The following is a 24,999-nucleotide window of genomic DNA, read 5'->3' on the forward strand; positions in this document are numbered from 1 at the left end:
CGTGCAGCAGATAGCCCGCTCTGTCGCCCTCGCATTTAATAATTTGCCGCGCCCCCACCGCGTTATGCTGGGATCGTTAACCGTAGTGACTCTGGCCGTCGCCGTCTGGCGGCCTTACGTCTACCATCCCAGTAATGATGTGACGCCCATCGTCAAAACCATCGAACTGGACAAAAACGAATTTCGTACACTGCTTCCCGAAGCCAGTGAACCCATCGACCAAAGTACCCCAGAGCCGGATGAAGAACTCCCTGCAGATGATGTCGATCAGGACGTCGCCGACAGTGCTGGCACGCATGAATACACGGTTTCTTCTGGCGATACCCTGAGCAGTGCACTTAATCAGTACGGCATTGATATGGGGGACATTAACGCCCTGGTCTCCAGCGATCGCGATCTGCGGAATTTGCAGGTCGGGCAGCAGCTCAGCTGGACATTAAACGATGACGGCGCGCTGAACACCTTTAGCTGGGAAATTTCGCGTCGTGAAACTCGCACCTATACGCGCACGGATAGCGGCGGCTTCAAAATGCAGTCGCAGATGCAGCAGGGCGAATGGCGCAACAGCGTGATGCAGGGTGAGATACACGGCAGCTTTGCCGCCAGTGCCCGTCGGGCCGGTTTAACCAGTGGCGAAGCCAGCAGCGTGATCAAAGCGATGCAGTGGCAGATGGATTTCCGTAAGCTGCGGGCAGGCGATAAGTTTAGTGTGCTGATGTCACGTGAAATGATGGACGGCAAGAGCGCACAAAGCCAGTTGCTGGGGGTGCGTTTGCGCAGTGGCGGTAAAGATTATTACGCCTTCCGTGCTGATGACGGCAAGTTCTATGACCGCAGCGGTGCAGGACTGGCGCGCGGCTTTATGCGCTTCCCCACCGTCAAACAGTATCGGGTGTCCTCTAACTTTAATCCCCGCCGCCTTAATCCTGTGACGGGTCGCATTGCGCCGCACAAAGGCGTTGATTTCGCCTTACCGATCGGTACGCCTGTGCTGGCGGTCGGTGATGGTGAGGTGGTGGTGGCGAAAAACGGCGGCGCCGCCGGAAACTATGTGGCTATCCGGCATGGTCGTCAGTACATGACGCGCTACATGCACCTGAAGAAAGTGTTGGTGAAGCCAGGTGAAAAAGTGAAGCGCGGCGACCGCATTGCGCTGTCAGGCAACACAGGCCGTTCTACTGGCCCGCACCTGCACTTTGAGATCTGGATTAATAACCAGGCGGTTAATCCCTTAACGGCTAAGCTACCGCGTATGGAAGGCCTGACCGGTAAAGAACGGACGCAGTACCTTACCCAGGTGAAAGGCTGGTTACCTCAGCTGGGGCTAAAGTAAGTTTTTCGCTAAAATCGACGGCATTGCCGTCGATTTTTTTATCTCTGGCGCAGGATGATTGCAAATTTACTCGTCGCCACTATCATTAGCCCGTCATTGATTGAGGCGAGTGCATGGAAACCCGTAAAAAAAATAACAGCGAATTTATTCCCGTTTTTGAACGATCTTTTTTAAAGCCTAAATACTGGGGCAGCTGGTTGGGTATTGGTGCACTGGCAGGCATCGCCCTGATGCCCGCCACCGTGCGCGATCCGCTTCTGGGGCGGCTGGGCAAAATGGCCGGAAAGCTGGCGAAAGGCGCGCGTCGTCGTGCGCTGATTAATCTCTATTATTGCCTGCCTGAATTAAGCGAATCTCAACGCGATGCGATCGTTGATCAGATGTTTGCCACTGCGCCACAGGCGATGGCCATGATGGCTGAGTTGGGGATGCGCGATCCGGCACAAATTCGTCAGCGCGTTGAGTGGCACGGTCGGGAAATTATTGACCAGTTGCAGGCCGACAAGCAGAACGTTATTTTTCTGGTACCGCATGGCTGGGCTGTCGATATTCCTGCTATGCTGCTGGCCTCAGAGGGCCAAAAGATGGCAGCCATGTTCCACAATCAGAGCGATCCGCTGGTGGACTATGTCTGGAACCGTGTCCGTCGCCGCTTTGGTGGCCGTATGCATGCGCGCAATGATGGCATCAAGCCGTTTATCAGTTCGGTTCGTCAGGGCTACTGGGGCTATTATCTGCCTGACCAGGATCACGGTCCGGAGCACAGCGAGTTTGTCGATTTCTTTGCGACCTATAAAGCCACTTTGCCCGCGGTGGGGCGACTAATGAAAGTTTGCCGTGCCCGCGTTGTACCACTGTTTCCGGTCTATAACGGTGAAAGTCACAAACTGGAAATTTATGTTCGCCCTCCCATGGACGACTTACTTGACGCGGATGACCGCCAACTGGCGCGCAGGATGAATGAGGAGGTGGAGGTGTTTGTGCGTCCGCATCCGGAACAATATACCTGGATACTCAAGCTGCTGAAAACTCGCAAAGAAGGTGATATCGAACCCTACTCGCGCGACGAGCTTTATCCACGTAAATAATCATCAGGCCGCATTGCGGCCTGAAAGCTTCAGAGAGGCGTTACTTTGGCGTGACGTTTACGTTCACGCAGGAACATCAGCACCAGCCCAAACCACATCACGCCGCTGATAAAGTTGATCAGGCTAAACCAGATGACCCCACCGTTGAAATAGAAGTGCTTCGCTAACTCAATGCCGATAGCCAGGGTCAGAATACTGACCATGCCCAGCATGGCCGCCACGCTGCCTTTTCCTTCATCACTGGCATACAGTGTCAGACGATAAAGTCCTGCATTGACCATGCCGCCGCCAAAGGCATACAAACTCAGTCCCGCTGTGATAAAGAGATAGCTGTGCGCGTCAATCAGGGTAGCTGACAGGGCAAGGCTCAGGCCCAGCAGTATCGGCCATGCCGCAAATTTTACTGGCTGCTCTATCGGCATGCGGCCTACCACCTTACTCAACGTCACATTGCCCGCAATCATCGCCAGAAAAACCGGAAGCTGGAGCAGGGCATACTGCATGCGGGAAAGGCCCTCATCGCGCATTAAAATCACGGGTGACAAGGCAACCCAGGTCAGAATGGGAATGAATACCAGCCCGATAGCAAAGGAGCCATACATCACCTGGCGATGTTTCAAAAGACGGCCGTAATTACGTGCGAGCACGGGCAGCGCAACAGACTGAGTGCGATCGCCTGCGGTTTCAGGCATCACCCGCCATAAAACGAGAAAAGCCACGGCGCTACAGGCGGCAAACAGCCAAAACATACTGCGCCAGCTGCCTACCGTTAGCCAGGCTGCACCCGCCAGCGGTCCGGCGAGCGGGGCGAGCAGGGCCACATTCGCCATGAGTGCCATGATCCGCACCGCTAAGGCTTCTTCAAACGCTTCCTGAATGGCGGCATAGCCCACCGCGCCGATGAAGCACAGACTGATGCCCTGCACAAAACGCAGGCTGACAAACTGCTGAATATCACTTACCCAGGTTGTGAGAATGCAGGCGGACGCAAAAAAGAGAATGCCGAATAGCAACACGGGCCTGCGGCCATATTTATCCGACAGCGGGCCGAGTAACCACTGGAGCACGACGCCGCCCAGTAAGTAGGCCGTCAGAGAGGTTGATACCCATTCTGCGCCAACGTTGAACTCGGCGGTGACCAGTAACATGCCTGGTTGGATCATGTCGTGCGCAATATAGGTTGCAAACTCGTAGAGCACCATAGCCAGTGGGAACAGCATTATGCGCCCCGTAAGCTGGCTGATGGGTTGATAACGGGCCATCTGGCCTCCTTGTGGAAAAACAAAAACGCGACTGCAGGGCAGTCGCGTTTCCAATGGTAATACAGGTGATGGGAAAAAGGCGGAATTAATCGACGCGCAGCACACGACCTGTGTTGGTTGTTCCGGTTGCGCCCATCACATCACCCTGGGTGACCACGACAAGGTCACCCGACAGCAGAAAGCCTTTATCACGCAGCAGATTAACCGCGTCGTGCGCGTTTGCTACGCCCTCATTATTGCTGTCGAAGAATACCGGCGTTACGCCACGGAACAGCGCCGTAATGTTCAGCGTGCGCTCGTGGCGCGACATGGCAAAAATCGGCAGGCCAGAGGTGATGCGCGAGGTCATCAACGGCGTACGGCCTGATTCCGTCATCGTAATAATGGCGGTCACGCCCTGCAGATGGTTGGCCGTGTACATGGCTGACATCGCGATGGCTTCTTCGATGTTGTCAAACTGCACGTCAAGGCGGTGTTTAGAGACGTTCACGCTGGGGATTTTTTCTGCACCCAGACACACTTTTGCCATCGCCGCGACCGTTTCAGCCGGGTACTGGCCTGCGGCGGTTTCAGCAGAGAGCATCACGGCATCGGTGCCGTCCAGCACGGCGTTGGCAACGTCCATGACTTCAGCGCGGGTGGGCATTGGATTGGTAATCATGGATTCCATCATCTGGGTTGCCGTGATGATGGTACGGTTAAGCTGACGGGCGCGGCGGATAAGCGCCTTCTGAATACCCACCAGTTCCGGATCGCCGATTTCAACGCCAAGATCGCCACGGGCCACCATGACCACGTCTGAGGCCAGAATGATGTCGTCCATCGCCTCCTGCGAGGCAACGGCTTCAGCACGTTCAACCTTCGCCACCATCAGCGCATCACAGCCTGCGTCGCGCGCCAGACGGCGCGCATAGTGCATGTCTTCACCACAGCGCGGGAAAGAAACGGCCAGGTAATCCACATTGATTTTGGCTGCGGTGATGATGTCTGCTTTGTCTTTTTCGGTCAGGGCTTCGGCTGATAACCCGCCGCCCAGTTTGTTGATCCCTTTATTGTTGGAGAGCGGGCCGCCTACCGTAACTTCAGTAAAGACTTTTACGCCCTGAACTTCCAGCACCTTTAACTGAACGCGACCATCATCCAGCAACAGAATATCGCCAGGCACCACGTCTTCAGGCAGACCTTTATAATCGATGCCCACGCGCTCTTTGTCGCCTTCGCCTTTACCCATCGCCGCGTCCAGCAGGAAACGATCGCCGACGTTCAGGAACACTTTGCCTTCTTTGAAGGTCGAGACACGGATCTTAGGGCCTTGCAAATCGCCCAGAATGGCAACATGACGACCCAGTTTTGCGGCAATCTGACGGACTTTATCAGCACGCAACTGATGATCTTCAGCCGTGCCGTGAGAAAAGTTAAGACGCACGACGTTGGCGCCAGCTGCAATGATTTTTTCGAGGTTGTTGTCGCGGTCAGTGGCTGGGCCGAGGGTAGTTACGATTTTGGTTCTTCTTAAACGTCGAGACATAGGGATTCCTTTGGAGTTTGGAACTGAGCTGAATCGTTACATTTTAAGGTGTTAGCCCATCAGATACTGCTTACCACACAGAGGTATTATTATACATTCGAGTGTGTCAGAACTGTGGCACTGCGCCATAACCCTGTCGAGAAAGGGCGATTTTGTTAGATACAATACTGAGACTCATCAAGGAAGTCATCCCCCTCACGGCATTAGCGAAAGCTTAATTGACCAGGCGCATATGATGTCACTTTTCCGATCGCTTTTACGCGGTATCGGGAAAATGAACCCAGGGCGCAGAGATCAGACGCTATCGTTATCGGCAATGGCAGGTTTGTCGTAACGAGATGACTTTAGCGCCTCTTTTACCCGCTTCAGGTTCTGCCTGAAAGCGGGCCCCCGTTCCAGGGTAAAACCGGTCGCCAGCAGGTCGATCACGGTGAGTTGAGCCAGCCTGGACACCATCGGCAGATAGATATCGGTATCTTCGGGCACATCGACGAGCAGCGCCAGCGAGGCCTCATGGGCAAGCGGCGATCCGGCTGAGGTAATGGCGATAACGGTCGAGCCGTTGGCCTTTGCCATCTGCGCTAGCTCAACCATGTTGCGGGTACGGCCGGTATGAGAGATCAAAACAAACACCTCTTTGTCGCGGCTGTTGATACAGCTCATTCGCTGCATCACCACATCATCTGACCAGATAACCGGCAGGTTGAAGCGTAAAAACTTGTTGAAGGCGTCGTGTGCCACCACAGCGGAGGCACCTAAACCAAAAAAAGTGATTTTATCGGTATGCGTCAGATAGCTCACGGCCTGCTGCAGCGCGGCAAGATCGAGATGCTCCCGCACCCGCTGAAGCCCGGCCAGGGCAGAATCGAATATTTTCTCACTGTAACGCTCAACGCTGTCATCTTCCTGTACGTCCCGACTGAGCCAGTTAGGGGACTTGACCAGCGCCTGAGCAAGTTGAAGCTTGAAGTCGGGAAAACCCGCCGTGCCAAGATGGCGGCAAAACCGGTTGACGGTGGGCTCACTCACTTCCGCCGCCCGTGCCAGCGTAGCAATACTGGAATGTATCGCCTGCTCCGGAGAAGCAAGGATATGTTGTGCTACTTTACGCTCTGACTTACTGAGCGCACTCATCTGCACCCGAATTTTATCCAACATAGTCCTGACCTAATAAGCGTGGAATATCTGTTAATATGAATAATTACTGTTGTTACAGGAAATTAACGGAGAATATACCCCGCCTGACCGAGGTGGGCGCAAGGTCTGATAAGTCTGCGGCCCTTTTTTTTGCGATAATCAGGCCCGTACTGGATTTTAACCAGACAATATTTGACACAGAAAAATAACTGAAAGCGCACGTGTCAACATACCCCAGACGCTAATTGGGTGCAGAGTTAGCGTCGTGACGCCGCAGGCTGGTTTACCTGGCCTGGGGAAAAAAGTACATTGTGCTGAAAGAAAATGACAACTTGGACCCGGTGCTCAGGACGCAACGCCACCGGGACAATCCTGCAACGAGGAGAGGAAAATGGCGGTAACACAAATAGCCCAGGCATGCGATCTGGTAATTTTCGGCGCCAAAGGCGATCTCGCCCGTCGTAAACTGTTGCCCTCGCTGTATCAGTTAGAGAAAGCGGGCCAGATTCATGAAGAAACCCGCATCATCGGCGTGGGCCGTGCCGAGTGGGATAAAGCCGAATACACCAAAGTGGTGCGTGAGGCGTTAGAAACCTTCATGAAGGAAAAGATCGATGAAGCACTCTGGGACAAGCTCAGCAACCGTCTCGATTTCTGTAACCTTGATGTAAACGATACGTCGCACTTCCCACGCCTGGGTAAGATGCTGGACCAGAAAAGCCGTACCACCATTAACTATTTTGCCATGCCGCCCAGCACCTTCGGTGCGATCTGTCAGGGACTGGGCACGGCAAAGCTGAACGCTAAACCCGCGCGTGTTGTCATGGAAAAACCGCTCGGTACCTCGCTGGAAACCTCAAAAGAAATTAACGACAGCGTGGGTGAGTACTTTGATGAGAGTCAGGTTTTCCGTATTGACCACTATCTGGGCAAAGAAACGGTTCTTAACCTGTTAGCGCTGCGCTTTGCTAATGCCATTTTTGTTAATAACTGGGATAACCGCACGATCGATCACGTGCAGATTACCGTGGCGGAAGAAGTGGGTATTGAAGGACGCTGGGGCTACTTTGATAAAGCGGGCCAGATGCGCGATATGATTCAGAACCATCTGTTACAGGTTCTGACGATGATCGCCATGTCACCGCCTTCCGATCTCAGCGCCGACAGTATTCGTGATGAAAAAGTGAAAGTACTGCGCTCGCTGCGTCCTATCGATCAAACCAACGTCCGCGAGAAAACGGTACGTGGTCAGTACACCTCTGGCTTCGTTCAGGGCAAGAAAGTGCCAGGTTATCTGGAAGAAGAGGGTGCCAATAAGACCAGCGCCACCGAAACCTTTGTGGCTATTCGCGTGGACATCGATAACTGGCGTTGGGCAGGCGTGCCGTTCTACCTGCGTACCGGTAAACGTCTTCCGACCAAATGCTCAGAAGTCGTGGTGTATTTCAAAAACCCGGAGATGAACCTGTTTAAGGATTCCTACTCCCAGTTGCCGCAGAACAAACTCACTATTCGCCTGCAGCCTGATGAAGGCGTGGATATTGAGATCCTGAACAAAGTGCCGGGTCTTGATCATAAACACAAACTGCAAACCACCAAGCTGGATCTGAGCTACTCAGAAACCTTCAATCAGTCTCATCTGGCCGATGCCTATGAGCGCTTATTGCTGGAATCCATGCGCGGTATTCAGGCGCTGTTTGTGCGTCGCGATGAAGTGGAAGCGGCATGGACCTATGTGGATTCCATCATCAATGCCTGGGCAGCCGACGGCGACTCATCCAAGCCTTATCAGGCGGGAACATGGGGGCCAGTGGCCTCTGTGGCAATGATTACGCGTGATGGCCGCTCCTGGAACGAATTTGAATAACCACCCAGCCCGCCGCGAGCGGGCTTTTTTTTGCACCAACTCTCAAAAATGAACTGCCGTTTTAAAAATCTTTCCCGGTCATAGACGGGCAAACGGCGGATCCTGTATGGTAGTAGCGCTGTTAACCGGGCTGACCTGGCGATGTCCTCGCCGTGCTGCTCCCAATGTTATCCATCAGGGGACGTGATGAAAAACTGGAAAACGAGTGCCGAACAGATTCTGAAAACCGGACCGGTCGTGCCGGTGATTGTGGTTAACAAGCTGGAACATGCCGTTCCCATGGCTCAGGCCCTGGTCGCCGGTGGCGTCAAGGTACTGGAGGTCACGTTGCGCACCCCTGTGGCGATGGATGCCCTGCGCGCCATCATTAAAAACGTACCTGACGCCATTGTGGGAGCCGGCACTGTGCTTAACACCCAACAGCTGCAGGAAGTCACGCAGGCGGGTGCCCAGTTCGTCATTAGCCCGGGGATTACCGAGTCTCTGCTTAAGGCTGCCGTTGAAGGCCCGATTCCGCTGATTCCCGGCATTAGCACGGTGTCAGAATTGATGACCGGCATGGACTATGGTTTGCGGGAATTCAAGTTTTTCCCTGCGGAAGCGAACGGTGGAGTAAAAGCGTTGCAGGCCATCGGCGGGCCTTTCCCTCAGGTACGCTTCTGCCCGACTGGCGGTATCTCACCGACAAATTACCGTGACTATCTGGCTCTCAAAAGCGTGCTCTGTATCGGCGGTTCCTGGCTGGTGCCAAACGATGCACTGGAAGCGGGCGACTGGCAGCGAATCACGCAGCTGGCGCGCGACGCTGTCGCTGGCGCGGAGTAATCTCCGGCGGGAAGTCAAACGCGAGCGGTGAGTCACTGACTCACCGCAATGGCACTATCCCTGAACGCTGACAGCCGCCGCGCTGGCAACGGCACGCGCAACGGCTTCTTCAGTTGTATCCGCACTGGCCAGGGCAACACCTAAACGGCGCTGACCGTCGATTTCAGGTTTGCCAAACAGGCGCAGCTGCAAACCTGAACCCAATGCCGCCTCCACATTGACGAACTGCACGTTCTGACTGGTCAACTGCGGCAGGATAACAGCTGACGCGGAAGGACCATACTGGCGAACGGCGCCAATCGGCAGGCCAAGGAACGCACGCACATGAAGCGCGAATTCAGACAGATCTTGTGAAATCAGCGTCACCATACCGGTATCGTGCGGGCGAGGGGAGACTTCGCTGAACACCACTTCGTCGCCGCAGACAAACAGCTCTACGCCAAACAGCCCATAGCCACCCAGCGCTTTCACCACGGTTTCCGCAATGTGCTGCGCACGCTGCAGCGCCAGCTCACTCATTTGCTGAGGTTGCCATGATTCACGGTAATCCCCGTCTTCCTGGCGATGACCAATGGGGGCACAGAAATGAATGCCGTCAACGGCACTGATCGTTAACAGGGTGATTTCAAAATCAAACTTCACCACGCCTTCCACGATAACGCGCCCGGCACCCGCACGGCCGCCTTGCTGCGCATAGTCCCAGGCTTTTTCCAGCTGGCTGGCATCCCGGATAAAGCTCTGACCTTTACCTGAAGAGCTCATCACTGGCTTCACGATGCACGGAAAACCAATTTCGGCGGCGGCAGACACGAAATTATCTTTGCTGTCGGCAAAACGGTAGTGGGAAGTGGGAAGCGCGAGCTCTTCTGCTGCCAGACGGCGAATGCCCTCGCGGTTCATGGTCAGGCGCGCCGCGCGGGCGGTCGGCACGACGTGCTGGCCTTGCTGCTCCAGCTCCAGGAGTTTTTCAGTCGCAATAGCTTCAATTTCGGGTACGACGAAGTGAGGCTTTTCCTGCGCAATCACCGCGGCCAGCGCGTCACCATCCAGCATATTAATCACGTGGCTGCGATGAGCAACATGCATGGCAGGTGCATCAGCGTAGCGGTCAACGGCAATCACTTCCACACCCAGGCGCTGACATTCCAGCGCAACTTCTTTCCCCAGTTCACCGGAGCCCAACAGCATTACGCGCGTTGCACCAGGGCGCAGCGCAGTTCCAAGAGTCGTCATAAATTCCCCTAAAATCGAAGCAGTCAAAATGCGCGCGCAGTATATACGAAAACGTTTGCGTTCTCACCCTTCAGCTTATTTGCCTGGGTTTGCGCTACTTTTCCTGCTCTGACGTTTCCTGACATCTTTTTGGTAATGATGTTGTTTCTGAATGGTAAAGGGAGATGATGATGAATAACTGGCTGCAACAGATTCAATCGGTACTGGCTAAAAAAAGCAGCGAGGGTAAATCCAGCGGAGGATTAAGCGATATGCTGGCGCCGGGGGCTTTAGGCGGGCTGGCAGCCATGCTGGTGGCCAGTAAGTCATCCCGAAAGTTGTTAACGAAATATGGCGGTCAGGCTTTGATTATCGGCGGCGGGGCCGCGGCGGGTGCCGTGCTGTGGAACAAATATAAGCAGCGGGTACGCGAAACGCATCAAAACGATCCCGGCTTTGGTGAGTTGCAAACGCCAGTGGATCAGCGGGCGGAGCGGCTGGTGACCGCGCTGGTTTTTGCTGCTAAAAGCGATGGCCATATTGACGATCGTGAACGCGCGGCGATTAAGCATAATATTCACGAGGCTGGCTATGGTCAGGATGCCGAAAAACTCATCCAGCAGGCCATGCAGCGACCGCTGGACCCCGAGTGGCTCGCGGCGGACGTCAAAAATGAAGAAGAGGCGCTTGAACTCTATTTTCTGAGCTGCGCCGCCATCGATGTGGACCACTTCATGGAGCGCAGCTATCTTTCCGCCCTGGGCGATGCGCTAAAAATCCCGCAGGATGTGCGTGACGGCATTCAGCAGGATATCCTGCAGCAGAAAGCGGGCTAACCGCACAGGGCCAGCGATATGGCCCTGCACAACCTCACATTACCTTCACTTTACTTGGCATCTCTTTACATTAGTGCCACGCTTAGTGTTCATTACATTCAGCGGGACGGATGACATGAAAGCACCGAGCGCAAAAAAAATCCCTTACGAATTATCGCTGCATGGCGAAACGCGCATCGACAATTATTACTGGCTACGTGACGACAGGCGTGAAAACAGCGAGGTGCTGGACTATTTACGCGCTGAGAACAATTACGGCCAGAAAATCATGGGCTCACAACAGCCCTTACAGAATCGCATTCTGCATGAGATTATCGATCGCCTGCCGCCGCAGGACCACTCAGTACCCTATGTGAAAAATGGTTATCGCTATCAAAGCCGGTATGAAAGCGGCAATGAATATGCCGCCTATTACCGACAGCCCGCTGACAGCGATGAGAGCGACCCGTGGACACTGCTGCTGGATGCGAATCAGCGCGCATCACACAGTGATTTTTATACTATGGGCGCACTGCACATCAGCCCGGATAACCGGGTGCTGGCAGTGGCAGAGGACTTCCTTTCCCGGCGGCAGTACGGCATTCGTTTTCGCAATCTGGACAGTGGGAGTTGGTATCCGGAAGTGCTTAACGATGCCTCGTCCAGCTTTGCGTGGGCGAATGATTCACGCACCCTCTATTACGTTCGTAAACATCCGCAAACCCTGTTGCCTTATCAGCTATGGCGGCATGAGTTGGGTACGCCCCAGCACGACGATCGGCTCGTGTACGAAGAAAAAGACGATACCTATCACCTCAGCATTCATAAAACCACGTCGAAACAGTTCATCCTGATCGTGCTATACAGCACCAGCAGCAGCGAGATTCAGCTGATCGATGCGGATTTCCCGGACGCCCTTCCGCAGGTTTTTTTGCCCCGGCGGCGCGATCATGAATACAGTCTTGATCATTATGATCACACGTTCTTCATCCGCTCGAATCGCGAGGGTAAAAATTTCGGACTCTACCGTAGCCATTATCTGGATGAAGCGCGCTGGCAAACCGTGATCCCCGCGCGCGACCATATCGTAATGGAGGATTTCCAGCTTTTTCGTGACTGGCTGGTGGTAGAGGAGCGCCAGCGTGGGCTGACCAGCCTGCGGCAAATCAACTGGGAGACGGGAGAAACCAGCGGCATTGCGTTTGACGATCCCACTTACGTTACCTGGCTGGCTTACAATCCTACGCCGCGCACCAGTAAGCTGCGCTATGGCTATTCGTCCATGACCACGCCCGCCACGCTGTTTGAACTGGATATGGATACGGGGGAACGTCGCATCTTAAAACAAAGTGCGGTCAAAGACTTCAATCCGGATGAGTACAAAAGCGAGCACCATTGGATCACCGTTTCTGACGGCACAGAAGTGCCGGTCTCGCTGGTGTACCACCGCACCCATTTTCAGAAAGGGCAGAACCCCATGCTGGTGTATGGCTATGGCGCCTATGGCAGTAGCATGGACGCTGACTTTAGCGTCAGTCGGCTCAGCCTGCTGGACCGCGGGTTCATCTATGCGCTGGTGCATGTGCGAGGCGGCGGGGAGATGGGGCAGCAGTGGTATGACGGCGGCCGCCTGCTCAATAAGATGAACAGCTTCACCGATTTTATCGACGTGACAAACGGGCTCGTGGCGCGTGGATTCGGGCACCCAGACCGGCTCTATGCGATGGGAGGAAGTGCAGGGGGATTGCTGATGGGCGCAGTCATGAATCTGGCGCCCACGCGCTATCACGGTGTGGTTGCGCAGGTGCCTTTTGTTGATGTGCTCACCACGATGCTTGATGAGTCTATTCCACTGACGACCGGGGAATATGACGAGTGGGGCAATCCGAATGACGCAGAGTACTATCGCTATATCCGGCAATACAGCCCATATGACAACGTTGCGGCGAAAACCTGCCCCCACCTGCTGGTGACAACCGGCCTGCATGATTCACAGGTGCAATACTGGGAACCGGCAAAATGGGTGGCTAAGATGCGTGAATATAAAACCGATGATAACCTGCTGCTGCTCTGCACCGATATGGACTCGGGGCACGGCGGTAAGTCTGGGCGCTACAAGGCCTATGAAGGCGTTGCCCTGGAGCTCACCTTCATCATCGCCCTTGCTCAGGGCAGTTTGCCTCCGGCCGCGCTTACGGAAGCTGACTAAGGCACTTGCGCAGCGCCTGCCGTAACGGTGGGCGCAAATCTTTCACGTTATCCAACATCCATTTCAGGTAACCCGGATCTTTTCGGGCCACCACGGCCAGCGCCTGACCACGATATTTACCAAACGGCAGCACATCATCACGCTGCGCGGCAGGCTGCGAGCGCAGACTCATTTCGTCCGCACGCCAGCCGGACAGATCCATAATTCGAATGAGCAGCGCGGCCGTCACGTAGCAGTCGTACAGCGCCCGGTGAGCATGCAAATCCGCTGGCGGCGTCACATCCAGCTTGAGGCTGTGCCGAAGCGCCTGATTACCGTATTTAATGCCGGGCCATAGCTGACGAGCCAGCGTCATGGTACAGATCCACTCGCCGTGCATTTCCGGCAACATCCGACGGTCAAAGCTGGCGTTGTGGGCCACGTAAAAGGGACTGCCGTGGTAGCGCAGGATGGCCTCTTCAATCGGCGGTTTGCCCATCACCATGGCTTCAGTAATGCGGTGCACGGCCATGGCCTGACGACTGATGGGGCGATCGGGTGAGACAAGATCGCTCATTGGATTGACGATTTGGCCGTCGATCACATCTACCGATGCAACCTCAACCACGCCGCCCTGCAGTCCGCAGGTTTCCGTATCGATAACGCGTAGCATCATTATTTCTGTTTAGGCTCGTAGGGCAGGCGTGACAGGTTGAGAGAGGCCTGGCGGTAATGCATTAAACGCTGACGAAACCAGTCCCGCAGGGCTTCAGGTTGTTCGTTGGCGACCATTTCTGCCACGACAGGCATGTTGTAGCGCTCTTTAAAAGCAACGCCTGCTGCAGCCAGATCGACATTGACTTTGTCTTTCTCTTCCTGCGACAGCAAGGCAAGGTTGTGACTCATGATATTCTCCCGATAAGCGTGACCAAAAGTAATGTTTTCCTCCTCCTGGCGCAAGGGACAGGATAGCATTGCTGGCCTCGACAGTTAAATTTCAGCGGCGTATTCTTGCGCCACGTTCGTGGCCTTTGCCGCCGTTAACAGGATGAAGAGATGAAAAAAACCGCGATTTCACGTGGGGTGCTGGCTCTGATCGCCACCGGCACAATGGTGTTTAGTCAGCTTGCACTGGCGCACGCCCACTTAGCGTCGTCGGTGCCGGCAGCCAACGCGGCGGTAACGCCTGCGCCGCAACACATTACGCTGAGCTTCACCGAAGACGTTGAAGCCGCATTCAGTGGCGTTGACGTCATGAATGCACAGCATAAAGCCGTGGGTGAAAAGGCCCGGCTGGATGGCAAGCAGCACGACCGCCTGCGGGTTGATTTTGCCCAGCCGCTGGCGCAGGGTGCTTATCAGGTAAACTGGCACGTGCTGTCCGTTGACGGGCACAAAACGCACGGAAGCTATACCTTCACCGTGAAATAAAACCGTGACCCTGTTGTGGCTGGTGCTGCGCGCACTGCATTTCACGGCATTAATGTTGCTGGTTGGCAGTGCCTTTTACAGCAGGTTGCTGGCACCGGTTGCCTTTCGAACCTCGCTGGCCGCGCGATTATTTCCGCTAATGAAGTGGAGTACATGGCTGGCCCTGCTGTCGGCACTGGCGATGCTGGCCACACAAAATGTGTTGATGAGCGGTGACTGGCACAATTTGTCAGAGACGGCAGTGTGGCTGGCGGTATTCACAACCCGCTGGGGGGCCGTGTGGCAATGGCAGCTCCTCTTTTCGCTGTGTAGCGTGGCTGCGATTGTCATGCGTGACCGCTCCCGTCAGCAGGTTTGGCTGTTAACTGGCCTGCTACAGACAGGCTGCCTGGCGCTAACGGGCCATGCCGCCATGCGCGAGGGTATCGCCGGGCTCCTGCAACAAAGTAACCAGGCCTTACATCTCCTCGCCGCCGCCTTTTGGGCGGGCGGGTTAGTGCCTGTGTTGGTGTTGATGCGCATGGCGCGTAACATCGAATACCGGACAGCCGCAATCCGCACCATGATGCGTTTTTCCCGTTATGGTCACGTTGCCGTCGCCTTAACGATAATTACCGGTGTCGTTAACAGCCTGCTGATTGCCGGGGCGCCAGCAAACTGGCATCTCAACGATTATGTTGTACTGTTGTTGTGCAAAGCAGGGCTGGTCATGCTTATGGTACTGATTGCGCTCTGGAATCGTTACTGGCTGGTGCCGCGCTTTCATATTGCGGGCCTTGCCGCACAACGACTGTTTATTCGCATGACCCAGCTGGAAATTGTGCTGGCATGCGGCGTAGTGGGGTTGGTCAGCGTGTTTGCTACGTTGTCACCAACCTGAATGATGAAAACCCCATAAAGGTAAGTTATGTTGCTGAAGAAAGCGATCCCCACACTGCTGTTATTAACGCTGGCTGGTCAGGCAGCAGCGGCACAAATCATCACCGTCAGCCGTTTCGAAATTGGTAAAGACAAGTGGCCGTTTAATCGTGAAGAGGTGATGCTGACCTGTGAGAAAGATGGATCGCTGTTTGCCATCAATCCCAGCACGCTGATGCAGTACCCGCTTAATGAGAAGGCGGAGGCTCAGGTCAACGCTAAGCGGGTGAAGGCACAGCCCATCAGCGTGATTCAGGCGCCGGATAAAGCGCATCCGGATCGGATGATGAGTCTGCAACCTGTCGTGGATCGTGCACAGGCGCTGTGCACAAAATAAGACGATGCAGGCAAGAGTGCGCAAATTTGTCTTACGTGTCACAAACCTGTCGGGTTTATGGTCTGAGCCGCGGCGCTGGCTGGAAAATCTGGCGCGTTGTCCTACGCTTTAGAAGCAAGGCGAAAGCCTCTATTAATGCCAACTTTTAGCGCACGGCTCCTTGAGAGCCATTTCCCTGGACCGAATACAGGAATCGTGTTCGGTCTTTTTTTGCCTTTCAACGCTCACCATGACGACCCAGACAGCGGGGATGGTGTTCACCAGGCCGCACGGTACTGGCCCGGCTCACGCAACAGGATGGCAGAAACGAAACCGGCGCGATCGCGTTTCTCCCTCCTGTGCGAAAGGGCGTTTACACCCGGAACGCTTCTACCATACCGCGCAGCGCGTGTGCCTGCTCAGAAAGGGATTGTGAAGCGGACGATGATTCCTCAACCAGTGCGGCGTTGTTCTGAGTAACGCTGTCCATCTGGCCCACGGCGACGCTCACCTGAGAAATCCCCTGCATCTGTTCGGAAGAGGCCAGCGAGATCTCATCCATAGCCGTTGCCAGTTCACCCACCATGTTAACGATTTTCAGGATACTTTGACCGGTTCCACTCGCGACGGTTACGCCGGTTTCAACCTGCTGAACGGCCTGTTCAATCAAGGTTTTAATTTCCTTCGCGGCGGTAGCACTCCGCTGGGCCAGATTTCTGACTTCGCCAGCCACTACGGCAAATCCGCGCCCCTGCTCACCGGCACGCGCGGCCTCAACGGCAGCATTGAGCGCCAGAATGTTGGTCTGAAAAGCAATGCCTTCAATCACGCCGGTTATATCACGAATCTTCGCAGCACTGTCTGAAATGTCTTTCATGGTTGCCGACATCCGTTGCATATCTGCTTCGCCGCGTTGAGCCAGATTGGCCGTTTCGCGAGCTGATGTGGCTGTATGCTGTGCCCCGGAGGCATTACTCTTCACCGTCGCGGTTAACTGTTCCATGCTGGCAGCGGTTTCCTGAAGCGCGGCAGCCTGCTCTTCGGTACGGGACGATAATTCGGTATTTCCTTGCGCGATTTCATCGGCGGCAAGCGCAACGTTAGCTGAAGAATCTTTGATTTCGACAACCAGGCCGCGAAGTTTAGCCTGCATTCCGTCAAGGGATGCCAGCAAACTTGACGTATCCTTAGGACGCAGGTGCACCGCCGAGGTCAGATCGCCGTTAGCAATGGCCGCCGCAATGAGTTGGGCCTGAGCAGGCTCGCCCCCTAACTGGCGCATCAGTAAACGGGTAATCATCCATCCGGTGGCGACAGAAAAAACGACGGAAAGCAGGCCCAGGATAACCAAAACGAGTGTTGAGGTTCGGGTTGAACGATTATTCTCTTCCACCGCGTTGCGACTGTTATTCAACTGAACGTTGGTCATTTCACCAAGTGAACTGAGTAACGCACGCTGAGCAGGACGCACCGTCACCATCAGATAATTTGTGGCTTCCTGAGGACGGTTATCCAGGCCAAACTGACCGGCCTTTTCCAGACCGGAAATCACCTGCGCTTCATTGGCCTGAAGTTTTTCCAGCGCAGCACGTCCGGCGGGCGTGGAATCCTCACGCATGATTGTTTCAAGCGCTTCACGATTTTTTAAGTAAGCTGCTTTTTGCAGTTTCAGCCTCTCCCACTCTGGCTGCATGGCTTTCGCATCGCTGAGAAGCGCGAGGTTTCTCGCGGCAATCGCCATGTCTCTCAGTTCATCTCGCATATCAACGGCGAGCTGATATTTTCGCATCTTAACATTGACCGCATCATCCATACCGGTGCTCGCGGAATGCAGTGCTTTAAAAGAAATAGTAATACAGATAATAAAAAGCAGAATTAACAGGCCAAAACCGATTGCCAGACGCGTGGAGATTTTCATCTTAGAATTCCTGAAAGTTAAGTTCAGCGTTCTTATCGGCAAAAGACGTGTAAAAAATTAATAAAATAGACATATTTCTGAAACAGTAAATTCCGCAAGCAGGGTGGAAGTTTCCAGAGTAATGGTCATTTAAAAGGACTTATAAGTTCAATTAATCAATTGAGTGCAGGTAATCAGGAGAGGGTAATTGATATTTAAAATGCTTTTAGTAAACACAGCAGCGCGCTGGCGCGATATATGAACGGCGAGGGCAGCACTGCGCTGACCTTGATTTGAAATAAGTCTTGTCATTTTCCTAATGTGTGGCGTTTTTCGTAAATGCACAGATAAGACGACACGTTCACCCGTCCCCAATAAATATAGCCCCCTGCTGCAGGGTGTTAGCCAGATTCACTCTCACGCAAGGCACCTGTGATTCGAACGGGCGATTATATTACACCTGAGAGGCGCTCTGGCGCATTGATGAAGCGTACTTACATCTCTGATCACTCAACCCGTGCGTCGTAAATGGTAGTTAACCTGATAATCGTGGGTGTTTCTGTACATCACGGCGTAGTTGATAAATGAGCCCGTATTGCTGTATGAAAGCGAATCGACTCTGAGTAGGAGGGTTTTTTCAGCGATATCCATCAGGTGCGACAGGCGCTTATCGGATAAAACCGGTCTTAATGACTCATAATTGCCCTCTAAAACAATGCCACACTCCTGCTCGATATAGTCAAATTTAGATTTTTCCAAATGGGCCAGGCTAAGGTCAGGGAATATTTTCACTGGCATATAACTTTCTTCGAGCATCAGCAGCTTTTCATCAACATAACGTAACCGACGTGAGAAAAAGAGGCGTTCACCACTGTTTATGCGTAACTGATCGGCTATGGCGGGAGGCGCGGCGATTAACTCGAACGCCAGTACCTTACTGATCACCTCTTTTCCCTGCAGACGTAAGACTTCTGCCAGCCCGGTGAGCGAACTGGTTTCATGACTGATATCCTTTGCGGACACGTAGGTTCCGCTGCCATGCCGTCGCTCCAGCAACCCCTCTCTGACCAGTAAATCTATTGCCTTACGCAAGGTCATTCTCGCCACGCCAAACTCTGTGGCGAGCACTTTTTCAGCCGGAATAGCACTCCCGACCGTGACAAAGGGCGAATTTAGCCGGAGACGCAGTTTGTCAGCGATAAATTTATAGATCACTTTTGTACCTCCTGAGAGGGAGACATAACCGTCAACAGGCATGGCATAAAGTTAGTGCGTGCAGGGGGATAAATAAATAGATTTTTTATTTCCTATAGCCGCGCTGTGAGATGTCTAGTTATTGCCATGAAAATAGACGTCATGATGAAAATTAAAACCATGAGGGCGCTCACGAAGTCGTTAATGTCCCACTCTGCCAGAGGCGTGACTGCCTTATTTTGGCTGCGTTTACATTGACTTTAACGATATATCCTTAGAATCGTTACGTGAGGAACTTAAATGCTCAGTCAAATACAGCGCTTTGGCGGCGCCATGTTTACGCCGGTATTATTATTTCCCTTCGCCGGTATCATCGTTGGTCTTTCCATTATGTTACGCAACCCTTTATTTGTAGGGGAAGTATTAACGCATCCAGAGAGTTTGTTTAATCAAATTGTCTTCATTATTGAAGAGGGCGGATGGACGGTTTTTAGAAACATGCCGTTAATATTCGCGGTTGGCCTCCCGGTGGGGTTGGCAAAACAGGCTCAGGGGCGAGCATGTCTGGCCGTTGTCGTCAGTTTTTTAACCTGGAATTATTTAATTAATGCCATGGGCAGCACCTGGGGCGATTTTTTTGCCGTCGATTTTTCCAAAGGAACAGAAGCCGGAAGCGGACTGGCCATGATCGCGGGGATAAAAACACTGGATACCAGCATCATCGGTGCCATCGTCATTGCCGGTCTGGTGACGGCTCTACACAATCGTTATTTTGAAAAACCGCTTCCGGTTTTTCTGGGTATTTTTCAGGGCTCATCTTTTGTCGTCATTGTTGCCTTCTTAGCGATGATCCCCTGTGCCTGGTTAACGCTGTTTGGCTGGCCCAAAATTCAAACGGGCATCGAGTCGCTTCAACAGTTTTTACGCGATGCGGGCGCGGTTGGCGTGTGGGTTTATACCTTTCTGGAACGTATCCTGATCCCGACAGGATTGCACCACTTTATTTATGGGCCTTTTATCTTTGGCCCGGCAGTGGTTGAAGGCGGCATCCAGGTTTACTGGGCAGAGCATCTGCAGGCCTTCAGCCAGAGTACGCAACCACTCAAACAACTGTTTCCTCAGGGCGGTTTCGCGCTTCATGGCAACGCAAAAGTCTTCGGCGCAGTGGGGATTGCGTTGGCGCTCTATTCGACAGCCTCAGCGCGTCACCGGGTCAAAGTCGCAGGGTTGTTAATTCCGGCCACGTTGACAGCCGTTCTGGTCGGCATCACTGAACCCCTGGAGTTTACCTTCCTGTTTATTTCGCCTCTGCTGTTTGCGGTGCACGCTGTGCTGGCCGCCAGCATGGCGACAGCAATGTATATGTGCGGTGTGGTGGGGAACTACGGTGGCGGCTTACTGGACCAGTTTCTGCCGCAAAACTGGATCCCAATGTTCCCTAACCATGCCGGCATGATCTTTACCCAAATCGGTATAGGCCTGGTTTTCACGGGGCTCTACTTCGTGGTTTTTCACCAACTCATCCTGCGGCTGAACCTGAAAACACCCGGTCGGGAGGACAGTGACGTCAGGCTTTACAACAAGGCCGACTATCGGGCAGCGCGAGCAGCGCCAGCTTCCCCGGGCGGGCATAACCCGCAACGCGATCAGGCTTGGGGTTTTCTGAATGCGCTGGGTGGGGCCAGCAATATAGCCAGCATCAACAACTGCGCCACGCGCCTGCGGATAACACTGGTCGATGAGGCCAAAACGCAGAACGATGCCGCGTTTATGGCGCTGGGTGCCCACGGTGTCGTCCGGCGTGGCAACAGTATTCAGGTCATTGTGGGCTTACAGGTGCCCCAGGTGCGCGAGCAACTTGAAAGCCAAATGAAAGACCCGGCCCGGTCTGAAGCAACACTTACCATGGAGAAACCTTTATGAAGACATTCTCAGTTTTAATTGCGGGCGGCGGTAGCACCTTTACGCCGGGTATTGTGCTAATGCTCCTGGCGAACCGGCACCGCTTTCCTTTACGCCAGCTGAAGTTTTACGACAATGACGCGGCCCGTCAGGAAACCATTGCCCGGGCCTGTAAGATTATCTTGCAGGAACAGGCACCTGACATTGTGTTCAGCTATACCACCGATCCGCAGGAAGCATTCAGCGACGTCGATTTTGTCATGGCGCATATTCGGGTGGGTAAATATCCCATGCGTGAGCAAGATGAAAAAATCCCCTTGCGTCATGGTGTTCTGGGCCAGGAAACCTGTGGGCCGGGTGGTATTGCCTATGGCATGCGCTCAATCGGCGGCGTCCTTGAGCTTGTCGATTATATGCAACAGTACTCACCCGACGCCTGGATGCTGAATTATTCCAACCCGGCCGCCATCGTGGCTGAGGCAACGCGACGCCTGCGACCTGAGGCTAAAATCCTGAATATTTGTGACATGCCGATTGGTATTGAAAGTCGGATGGCAAAAATTGTCGGTCTGCAAGACCGCAAGCAAATGCGGGTGCGCTACTACGGGCTCAATCATTTTGGCTGGTGGACCGCTGTTGAAGATTTGAAGGGGAATGATTTAATGCCACAGCTGCGTGAGTACGTGGCAAAGTACGGCTATGTTCCTCCCTCTGGATCGTCATCAGTGGAGTCCAGCTGGAAGGATACTTTCCTGAAGGCGCGCGATGTGCAAGCGCTGGACCCCCAGACGTTGCCCAATACCTATCTGAAATATTATTTGTTCCCAGATTATGTGGTCGCGCATTCCAACCCTGAACGCACCCGCGCTAATGAGGTCATGGAGCATCGTGAAAAGCAGGTGTTCAGCGCCTGCAGGGCAATCACCGATGCCGGGCATTCATCCGCCGGGGAGTTGGAGATAGACGAACATGCTTCCTATATTGTCGATCTGGCGACCGCGATCGCCTTCAATACCCAGGAGCGTATGCTGCTCATTGTGCCTAATCAGGGCGCTATCCCCAACTTTGATGCGGACGCTATGGTGGAAATTCCCTGTCTGGTGGGGCGCAACGGTGCGGAACCTCTTCAGGTTGGCGACATTCCGACTTTCCAGAAGGGGTTAATGAGTCAGCAGGTTGCGGTCGAAAAGCTCGTGGTGGAGGCATGGGAACAGCGCTCCAGGCACAAGTTATGGCAGGCCATTACCTTATCTAAAACGGTACCAAGTGCCGCCGTTGCAAAAGCGATTCTCGACGATCTTATCGAGGCAAATAAAGCCTTCTGGCCGCCGTTGAGCTAGAGCGCCCGTCAGCCAGCCTGGGTTCGCGTTCAGGCTGGCTGTCTTTAGCGCAGACAGGGCAAACCAGGAGAATCGAATGCCGTGAGGGATAACCCTGTGGATCGCGCGCGCGAGTCGTCAATATTCCAGTGTGCATTGCGCGGCAGTGCAGTCCTGAGCTCGGCGTGCCGGGACTGCACTGCCGCGTCATGCCTCTCCACCGTTGCGCGTGCTTGATTTTCAGCACGCATCCCGCCACATTAGCGCCTCGTATCCTGCCGCTTGCAAAGGAGATGATCGTGTCGACTGTACCCCCACTGACCTTACTGAAGCGTATTGATGAACGCTACCGATCGCTCACCGGACATGGGCTTTACTGTCCTCATGATATTGATGACCGTTATCAGTGGCTGCATGAACAGGCGCCGTACAGCATTCTTGCCCACAGTACCGCAGCCGATCCCGTGTTTGTCTATGCCAATCGTTGTGCTCTGAACTGCTTCAAATACAGTGCGGAAGAGATACGGCAACTGCCGTCACGACTCAGTGCCGGGCCTTTCGACAGGGAAGCACGACAGCGCCTGCTGGATATTGTCAGACGCGATGGCATTGCCACCGGCTACAGCGGACCGCGTGTCGATAAGCAGGGCAAAAGCTTCATTATCTACGATGGCGAAGTCTGGCAGTCAGACGGACGCGATGAGGCGGGATGGGGCCAGGCCGCACTGTTCTGGCCCAGCCCCCGTCACGCGTTGGCAGCGTTCTGATCGGCGCGACGACGCCTTTCTGCCGTGTGCTGACAGGCTTATACCCGGAACGCTTCTACCATGCCGCGTAATGCGTGGGCCTGTTCAGAAAGGGACTGAGAAGCAGAGGATGACTCTTCAACCAGCGCCGCGTTGTTCTGGGTGACGCTGTCCATCTGGCTGACGGCGACGCTCACCTGAGAAATGCCCTGCATTTGTTCGGAGGAGGCCAGTGAGATCTCATCCATCGCGCTGGCCAGGTCGCCGACCATGCTGACGATTTTGAGGATGCTTTCACCTGTACCGTTGGCGACTTTGACGCCGCTGCCAACCTGTTCAACCGCTTGCTCAATCAGCGACTTAATCTCTTTTGCTGCGGTCGCGCTGCGCTGGGCCAGGGTGCGGACTTCACCTGCGACAACGGCAAAACCCCGGCCCTGTTCGCCAGCACGCGCGGCCTCTACCGCGGCATTGAGGGCCAGGATATTGGTCTGGAAGGCGATGCCCTCAATAACGCCGGTGATATCGCGAATTTTAGACGCGCTCAGCGAAATGTCGTTCATGGTTTCCGACATCCGGTGTACGTCGCTTTCGCCACTGCGCGCCAGCACGGCGGTCTCACGGGCAGTTGACGCAGTGCTTTGCGCACCGGCGGCGTTACTTTTCACCGTGGCGGTGAGCTGTTCCATGCTGGCTGCGGTTTCCTGCAGGGCGGCGGCCTGCTGTTCGGTCCGGGAGGACAGCTCCGTGTTCCCCTGGGCGATCTCTTCCGCTGCCAGCGCAACGTTACCCGAGGTCTGTTTGATCTCTGACACCAGAGCACGCAGTTTAGCCTGCATACCATCCAGTGAAGCCAGCAGGCTGGTGGAATCATTACGGCGGAGCGTGACGCTGGCGGTCAAATCGCCCGAGGCAATCGCGGCCGCCAGTTCCTGGGCCTGGGCAGGCTCACCGCCCAACTGGCGCATTAACACCCGGGTGATGACATAGCCGGTGGCGATGGAGAACAGCACGGAAAGCACGGATAAAAACACCAGCGTCAAGGACGCCCGGCTGGTTGCCACGCTGTTAACTTCCACCGCGTTGCGGCTGTTATGCATGAGAATTTCTGTGGTTTTGTTTAGCGCATCCAGCATATTGCGTTGCAAGGGGCGCAAGGTCTCCATGAGATAACGCGTCGCTTCATCTCGCTCATTCTTCAGCCCCAGTTGCCCGGCAGCTTCGAAAGCGCTCATCACCGTGCCTTCCAGTTCTTTAATGTGGTTTAAGGCAGCCTGTTCTTCAGCCGTGGACTGGCTTTGCATGATCACCTCAAGCGTTTCACGGTTTTCCGCGAACAGTTTTTTTTGCGCTTCAAGACGCTCCCATTCAGGCTGCATTTCCTTAACGTCGCTCAACAAGGCCAGATTTCGCACGGCTATCGCCAAATCCCTGAGTTCGCCGCGCATATCAAGAATCAACTGGTACTTCCGCATTTTGACATTCACGACCTCATCCATTCCGGTTTTAGCGTTATGCAGCGAGTTAAGTGAGACAGAGGTGCAGATAATGGAAAGCAAAATTAACAAACCGAAACCGGTTGCAAGACGAGTGGAGATTTTCATAAATATGTTCCCGATGGATTGCTGTTTTGTTCTCTATCGGCACGCGTCAGGAAAATGATTAACAAAAAGGCCAAAATTTACATAAGTATCGTTAATATTATTATTTTGAATTTAAAAAATGATCTTAATCAATAGATGACGATATTTTTGTTATGTCTTGAATATCGTAAGGTAATGGCCGAAAAATATGCAATGGGTTGATGTATTGAGTCAGGTTGAGGGGGCGTTTTTTATTAAATCATAAATTTAAATGGTGGTTGCCACTAACCCGGATCGACGGGCAGCGAAGGGCAGACATGACCTCGTAGCGGGCCTGGATCTGCGCTCGCCACTCTGTTGCTCATCAGTGATCCCGTCACGCTACCCAACAGATCAAACTCTGAAGTGACGGCGTTGGGTAAGGTGTGCCTGTGCGAC

At 54.0% G+C, this 24,999-nt stretch carries 21 protein-coding genes; 12 read left to right on the forward strand and 9 right to left on the reverse strand.

Going from position 1 to position 24,999, the window contains the following annotated elements; translation table 11 throughout:
• Position 1 precedes the first annotated feature (1 nt).
• Entirely contained in the window at positions 2 to 1,333 is a 1,332-nt protein-coding gene (gene mepM, locus P9J57_RS09135; RefSeq protein ID WP_013026073.1) for a murein DD-endopeptidase MepM, read from the forward strand.
• A gap of 113 nt (positions 1,334 to 1,446) precedes the next feature.
• Complete coding sequence (gene lpxM / locus P9J57_RS09140; protein ID WP_019105099.1) at positions 1,447 to 2,421, forward strand: lauroyl-Kdo(2)-lipid IV(A) myristoyltransferase; 975 nt, start codon at positions 1,447 to 1,449, stop codon at positions 2,419 to 2,421.
• Positions 2,422 to 2,450: 29 nt separating this feature from the next.
• Here the strand turns inward: lpxM and P9J57_RS09145 are convergent, their stop codons facing one another.
• From P9J57_RS09145 to P9J57_RS09155, 3 genes are all read right to left on the reverse strand, one after another.
• Positions 2,451 to 3,683 carry an MdfA family multidrug efflux MFS transporter gene (locus P9J57_RS09145; protein ID WP_483279478.1) on the reverse strand — a complete coding sequence of 411 codons (1,233 nt, stop codon included), beginning with the start codon at positions 3,681 to 3,683 and terminating at the stop codon, positions 2,451 to 2,453.
• An 85-nt stretch (positions 3,684 to 3,768) separates the two neighbouring features.
• Positions 3,769 to 5,211, reverse strand: a complete 1,443-nt coding sequence (gene pyk, locus P9J57_RS09150; protein WP_013026070.1) for a pyruvate kinase — start codon at positions 5,209 to 5,211, stop codon at positions 3,769 to 3,771.
• Positions 5,212 to 5,505: 294 nt separating this feature from the next.
• The gene (locus P9J57_RS09155) at positions 5,506 to 6,369 is read right to left on the reverse strand and encodes a MurR/RpiR family transcriptional regulator (protein WP_105091509.1); all 864 of its coding nucleotides are present in this window, start codon (positions 6,367 to 6,369) and stop codon (positions 5,506 to 5,508) included.
• Between the two features lie 370 nt (positions 6,370 to 6,739).
• Between P9J57_RS09155 and zwf the strand changes: the two genes are divergently transcribed.
• Positions 6,740 to 8,215, forward strand: a complete 1,476-nt coding sequence (zwf, locus tag P9J57_RS09160; protein ID WP_022623260.1) for a glucose-6-phosphate dehydrogenase — start codon at positions 6,740 to 6,742, stop codon at positions 8,213 to 8,215.
• Between the two features lie 186 nt (positions 8,216 to 8,401).
• Positions 8,402 to 9,040 carry a bifunctional 4-hydroxy-2-oxoglutarate aldolase/2-dehydro-3-deoxy-phosphogluconate aldolase gene (locus P9J57_RS09165; RefSeq protein WP_015700167.1) on the forward strand — a complete coding sequence of 213 codons (639 nt, stop codon included), beginning with the start codon at positions 8,402 to 8,404 and terminating at the stop codon, positions 9,038 to 9,040.
• A 54-nt stretch (positions 9,041 to 9,094) separates the two neighbouring features.
• Here the strand turns inward: P9J57_RS09165 and purT are convergent, their stop codons facing one another.
• Positions 9,095 to 10,273, reverse strand: a complete 1,179-nt coding sequence (gene purT, locus P9J57_RS09170; RefSeq protein WP_014593878.1) for a formate-dependent phosphoribosylglycinamide formyltransferase — start codon at positions 10,271 to 10,273, stop codon at positions 9,095 to 9,097.
• A gap of 170 nt (positions 10,274 to 10,443) precedes the next feature.
• Here purT and P9J57_RS09175 point away from each other — a divergent pair, with 170 nt between their 5' ends.
• A complete protein-coding gene (locus P9J57_RS09175; protein ID WP_483279505.1) occupies positions 10,444 to 11,088 on the forward strand; it encodes a tellurite resistance TerB family protein in 645 nt (214 codons plus the stop codon).
• Positions 11,089 to 11,203: 115 nt separating this feature from the next.
• Positions 11,204 to 13,276 (forward strand): prolyl oligopeptidase family serine peptidase, encoded by a 2,073-nt coding sequence (locus P9J57_RS09180; protein WP_483279479.1) that lies wholly within the window; start codon positions 11,204 to 11,206, stop codon positions 13,274 to 13,276.
• Here the strand turns inward: P9J57_RS09180 and exoX are convergent.
• Both exoX and P9J57_RS09190 read right to left on the reverse strand, forming a co-directional pair.
• On the reverse strand, positions 13,260 to 13,931 hold the full coding sequence (gene exoX, locus P9J57_RS09185) for an exodeoxyribonuclease X (RefSeq protein WP_014593875.1): 672 nt from the start codon (positions 13,929 to 13,931) through the stop codon (positions 13,260 to 13,262). The genes P9J57_RS09180 and exoX overlap by 17 nt on opposite strands.
• The gene (locus P9J57_RS09190) at positions 13,931 to 14,161 is read right to left on the reverse strand and encodes a DNA polymerase III subunit theta (RefSeq protein ID WP_019105100.1); all 231 of its coding nucleotides are present in this window, start codon (positions 14,159 to 14,161) and stop codon (positions 13,931 to 13,933) included. The genes exoX and P9J57_RS09190 overlap by 1 nt, the downstream gene beginning before the upstream one ends.
• Before the next feature lie 150 nt (positions 14,162 to 14,311).
• Between P9J57_RS09190 and copC the strand changes: the two genes are divergently transcribed.
• Genes copC through P9J57_RS09205 form a run of 3 tightly spaced genes read left to right on the forward strand, consistent with a single transcriptional unit; the run spans position 14,312 to position 15,941 of the window.
• A complete protein-coding gene (copC, locus tag P9J57_RS09195; RefSeq protein WP_013026061.1) occupies positions 14,312 to 14,686 on the forward strand; it encodes a copper homeostasis periplasmic binding protein CopC in 375 nt (124 codons plus the stop codon).
• Between the two features lie 4 nt (positions 14,687 to 14,690).
• Entirely contained in the window at positions 14,691 to 15,566 is an 876-nt protein-coding gene (copD, locus tag P9J57_RS09200; protein WP_029568848.1) for a copper homeostasis membrane protein CopD, read from the forward strand.
• Between the two features lie 27 nt (positions 15,567 to 15,593).
• Positions 15,594 to 15,941: a YebY family protein gene (locus P9J57_RS09205; RefSeq protein WP_014593872.1), complete on the forward strand. Its 348-nt coding sequence runs from the start codon at positions 15,594 to 15,596 to the stop codon at positions 15,939 to 15,941.
• Between the two features lie 352 nt (positions 15,942 to 16,293).
• Here P9J57_RS09205 and P9J57_RS09210 read toward each other — a convergent pair whose 3' ends face one another.
• Together P9J57_RS09210 and P9J57_RS09215 are read right to left on the reverse strand one after the other, a co-directional pair.
• Entirely contained in the window at positions 16,294 to 17,838 is a 1,545-nt protein-coding gene (locus P9J57_RS09210) for a methyl-accepting chemotaxis protein (RefSeq protein ID WP_104933430.1), read from the reverse strand.
• A 489-nt stretch (positions 17,839 to 18,327) separates the two neighbouring features.
• Positions 18,328 to 19,032, reverse strand: coding sequence for a GntR family transcriptional regulator (locus P9J57_RS09215; RefSeq protein ID WP_126842919.1), 705 nt, complete (start codon positions 19,030 to 19,032; stop codon positions 18,328 to 18,330).
• Positions 19,033 to 19,311: 279 nt separating this feature from the next.
• Here P9J57_RS09215 and P9J57_RS09220 point away from each other — a divergent pair, with 279 nt between their 5' ends.
• The 3 genes from P9J57_RS09220 (at position 19,312) to P9J57_RS09230 (ending at position 22,999) form a co-directional block, all read left to right on the forward strand.
• On the forward strand, positions 19,312 to 20,934 hold the full coding sequence (locus tag P9J57_RS09220) for an alpha-glucoside-specific PTS transporter subunit IIBC (protein WP_483279480.1): 1,623 nt from the start codon (positions 19,312 to 19,314) through the stop codon (positions 20,932 to 20,934).
• Complete coding sequence (locus tag P9J57_RS09225) at positions 20,931 to 22,253, forward strand: 6-phospho-alpha-glucosidase (RefSeq protein ID WP_022623252.1); 1,323 nt, start codon at positions 20,931 to 20,933, stop codon at positions 22,251 to 22,253. The genes P9J57_RS09220 and P9J57_RS09225 overlap by 4 nt, the downstream gene beginning before the upstream one ends.
• 272 nt (positions 22,254 to 22,525) lie before the next feature.
• The gene (locus P9J57_RS09230; RefSeq protein ID WP_029568844.1) at positions 22,526 to 22,999 is read left to right on the forward strand and encodes an MEKHLA domain-containing protein; all 474 of its coding nucleotides are present in this window, start codon (positions 22,526 to 22,528) and stop codon (positions 22,997 to 22,999) included.
• Positions 23,000 to 23,037: 38 nt separating this feature from the next.
• On the opposite strand, the gene P9J57_RS09235 is transcribed toward P9J57_RS09230, so the two are convergent.
• Positions 23,038 to 24,582, reverse strand: coding sequence for a methyl-accepting chemotaxis protein (locus tag P9J57_RS09235; protein WP_013026053.1), 1,545 nt, complete (start codon positions 24,580 to 24,582; stop codon positions 23,038 to 23,040).
• Positions 24,583 to 24,999: the final 417 nt, after the last annotated feature.

This window comes from Pantoea sp. nfd-35 (assembly GCF_056892255.1).

Excerpts from the sequence above, each read along its gene's own strand:
- lpxM (WP_019105099.1), top strand. The coding sequence starts at position 1,447 with ATGGAAACCCGTAAAAAAAATAACAGCGAATTTATTCCCGTTTTTGAA.
- P9J57_RS09145 (WP_483279478.1), bottom strand. The coding sequence starts at position 3,683 with ATGGCCCGTTATCAACCCATCAGCCAGCTTACGGGGCGCATAATGCTG.
- pyk (WP_013026070.1), bottom strand. The coding sequence starts at position 5,211 with ATGTCTCGACGTTTAAGAAGAACCAAAATCGTAACTACCCTCGGCCCA.
- P9J57_RS09155 (WP_105091509.1), bottom strand. The coding sequence starts at position 6,369 with ATGTTGGATAAAATTCGGGTGCAGATGAGTGCGCTCAGTAAGTCAGAG.
- zwf (WP_022623260.1), top strand. The coding sequence starts at position 6,740 with ATGGCGGTAACACAAATAGCCCAGGCATGCGATCTGGTAATTTTCGGC.
- P9J57_RS09165 (WP_015700167.1), top strand. The coding sequence starts at position 8,402 with ATGAAAAACTGGAAAACGAGTGCCGAACAGATTCTGAAAACCGGACCG.
- purT (WP_014593878.1), bottom strand. The coding sequence starts at position 10,273 with ATGACGACTCTTGGAACTGCGCTGCGCCCTGGTGCAACGCGCGTAATG.
- P9J57_RS09175 (WP_483279505.1), top strand. The coding sequence starts at position 10,444 with ATGAATAACTGGCTGCAACAGATTCAATCGGTACTGGCTAAAAAAAGC.
- P9J57_RS09180 (WP_483279479.1), top strand. The coding sequence starts at position 11,204 with ATGAAAGCACCGAGCGCAAAAAAAATCCCTTACGAATTATCGCTGCAT.
- exoX (WP_014593875.1), bottom strand. The coding sequence starts at position 13,931 with ATGATGCTACGCGTTATCGATACGGAAACCTGCGGACTGCAGGGCGGC.
- P9J57_RS09190 (WP_019105100.1), bottom strand. The coding sequence starts at position 14,161 with ATGAGTCACAACCTTGCCTTGCTGTCGCAGGAAGAGAAAGACAAAGTC.
- copC (WP_013026061.1), top strand. The coding sequence starts at position 14,312 with ATGAAAAAAACCGCGATTTCACGTGGGGTGCTGGCTCTGATCGCCACC.
- P9J57_RS09205 (WP_014593872.1), top strand. The coding sequence starts at position 15,594 with ATGTTGCTGAAGAAAGCGATCCCCACACTGCTGTTATTAACGCTGGCT.
- P9J57_RS09210 (WP_104933430.1), bottom strand. The coding sequence starts at position 17,838 with ATGAAAATCTCCACGCGTCTGGCAATCGGTTTTGGCCTGTTAATTCTG.
- P9J57_RS09220 (WP_483279480.1), top strand. The coding sequence starts at position 19,312 with ATGCTCAGTCAAATACAGCGCTTTGGCGGCGCCATGTTTACGCCGGTA.
- P9J57_RS09225 (WP_022623252.1), top strand. The coding sequence starts at position 20,931 with ATGAAGACATTCTCAGTTTTAATTGCGGGCGGCGGTAGCACCTTTACG.
- P9J57_RS09230 (WP_029568844.1), top strand. The coding sequence starts at position 22,526 with ATGATCGTGTCGACTGTACCCCCACTGACCTTACTGAAGCGTATTGAT.
- P9J57_RS09235 (WP_013026053.1), bottom strand. The coding sequence starts at position 24,582 with ATGAAAATCTCCACTCGTCTTGCAACCGGTTTCGGTTTGTTAATTTTG.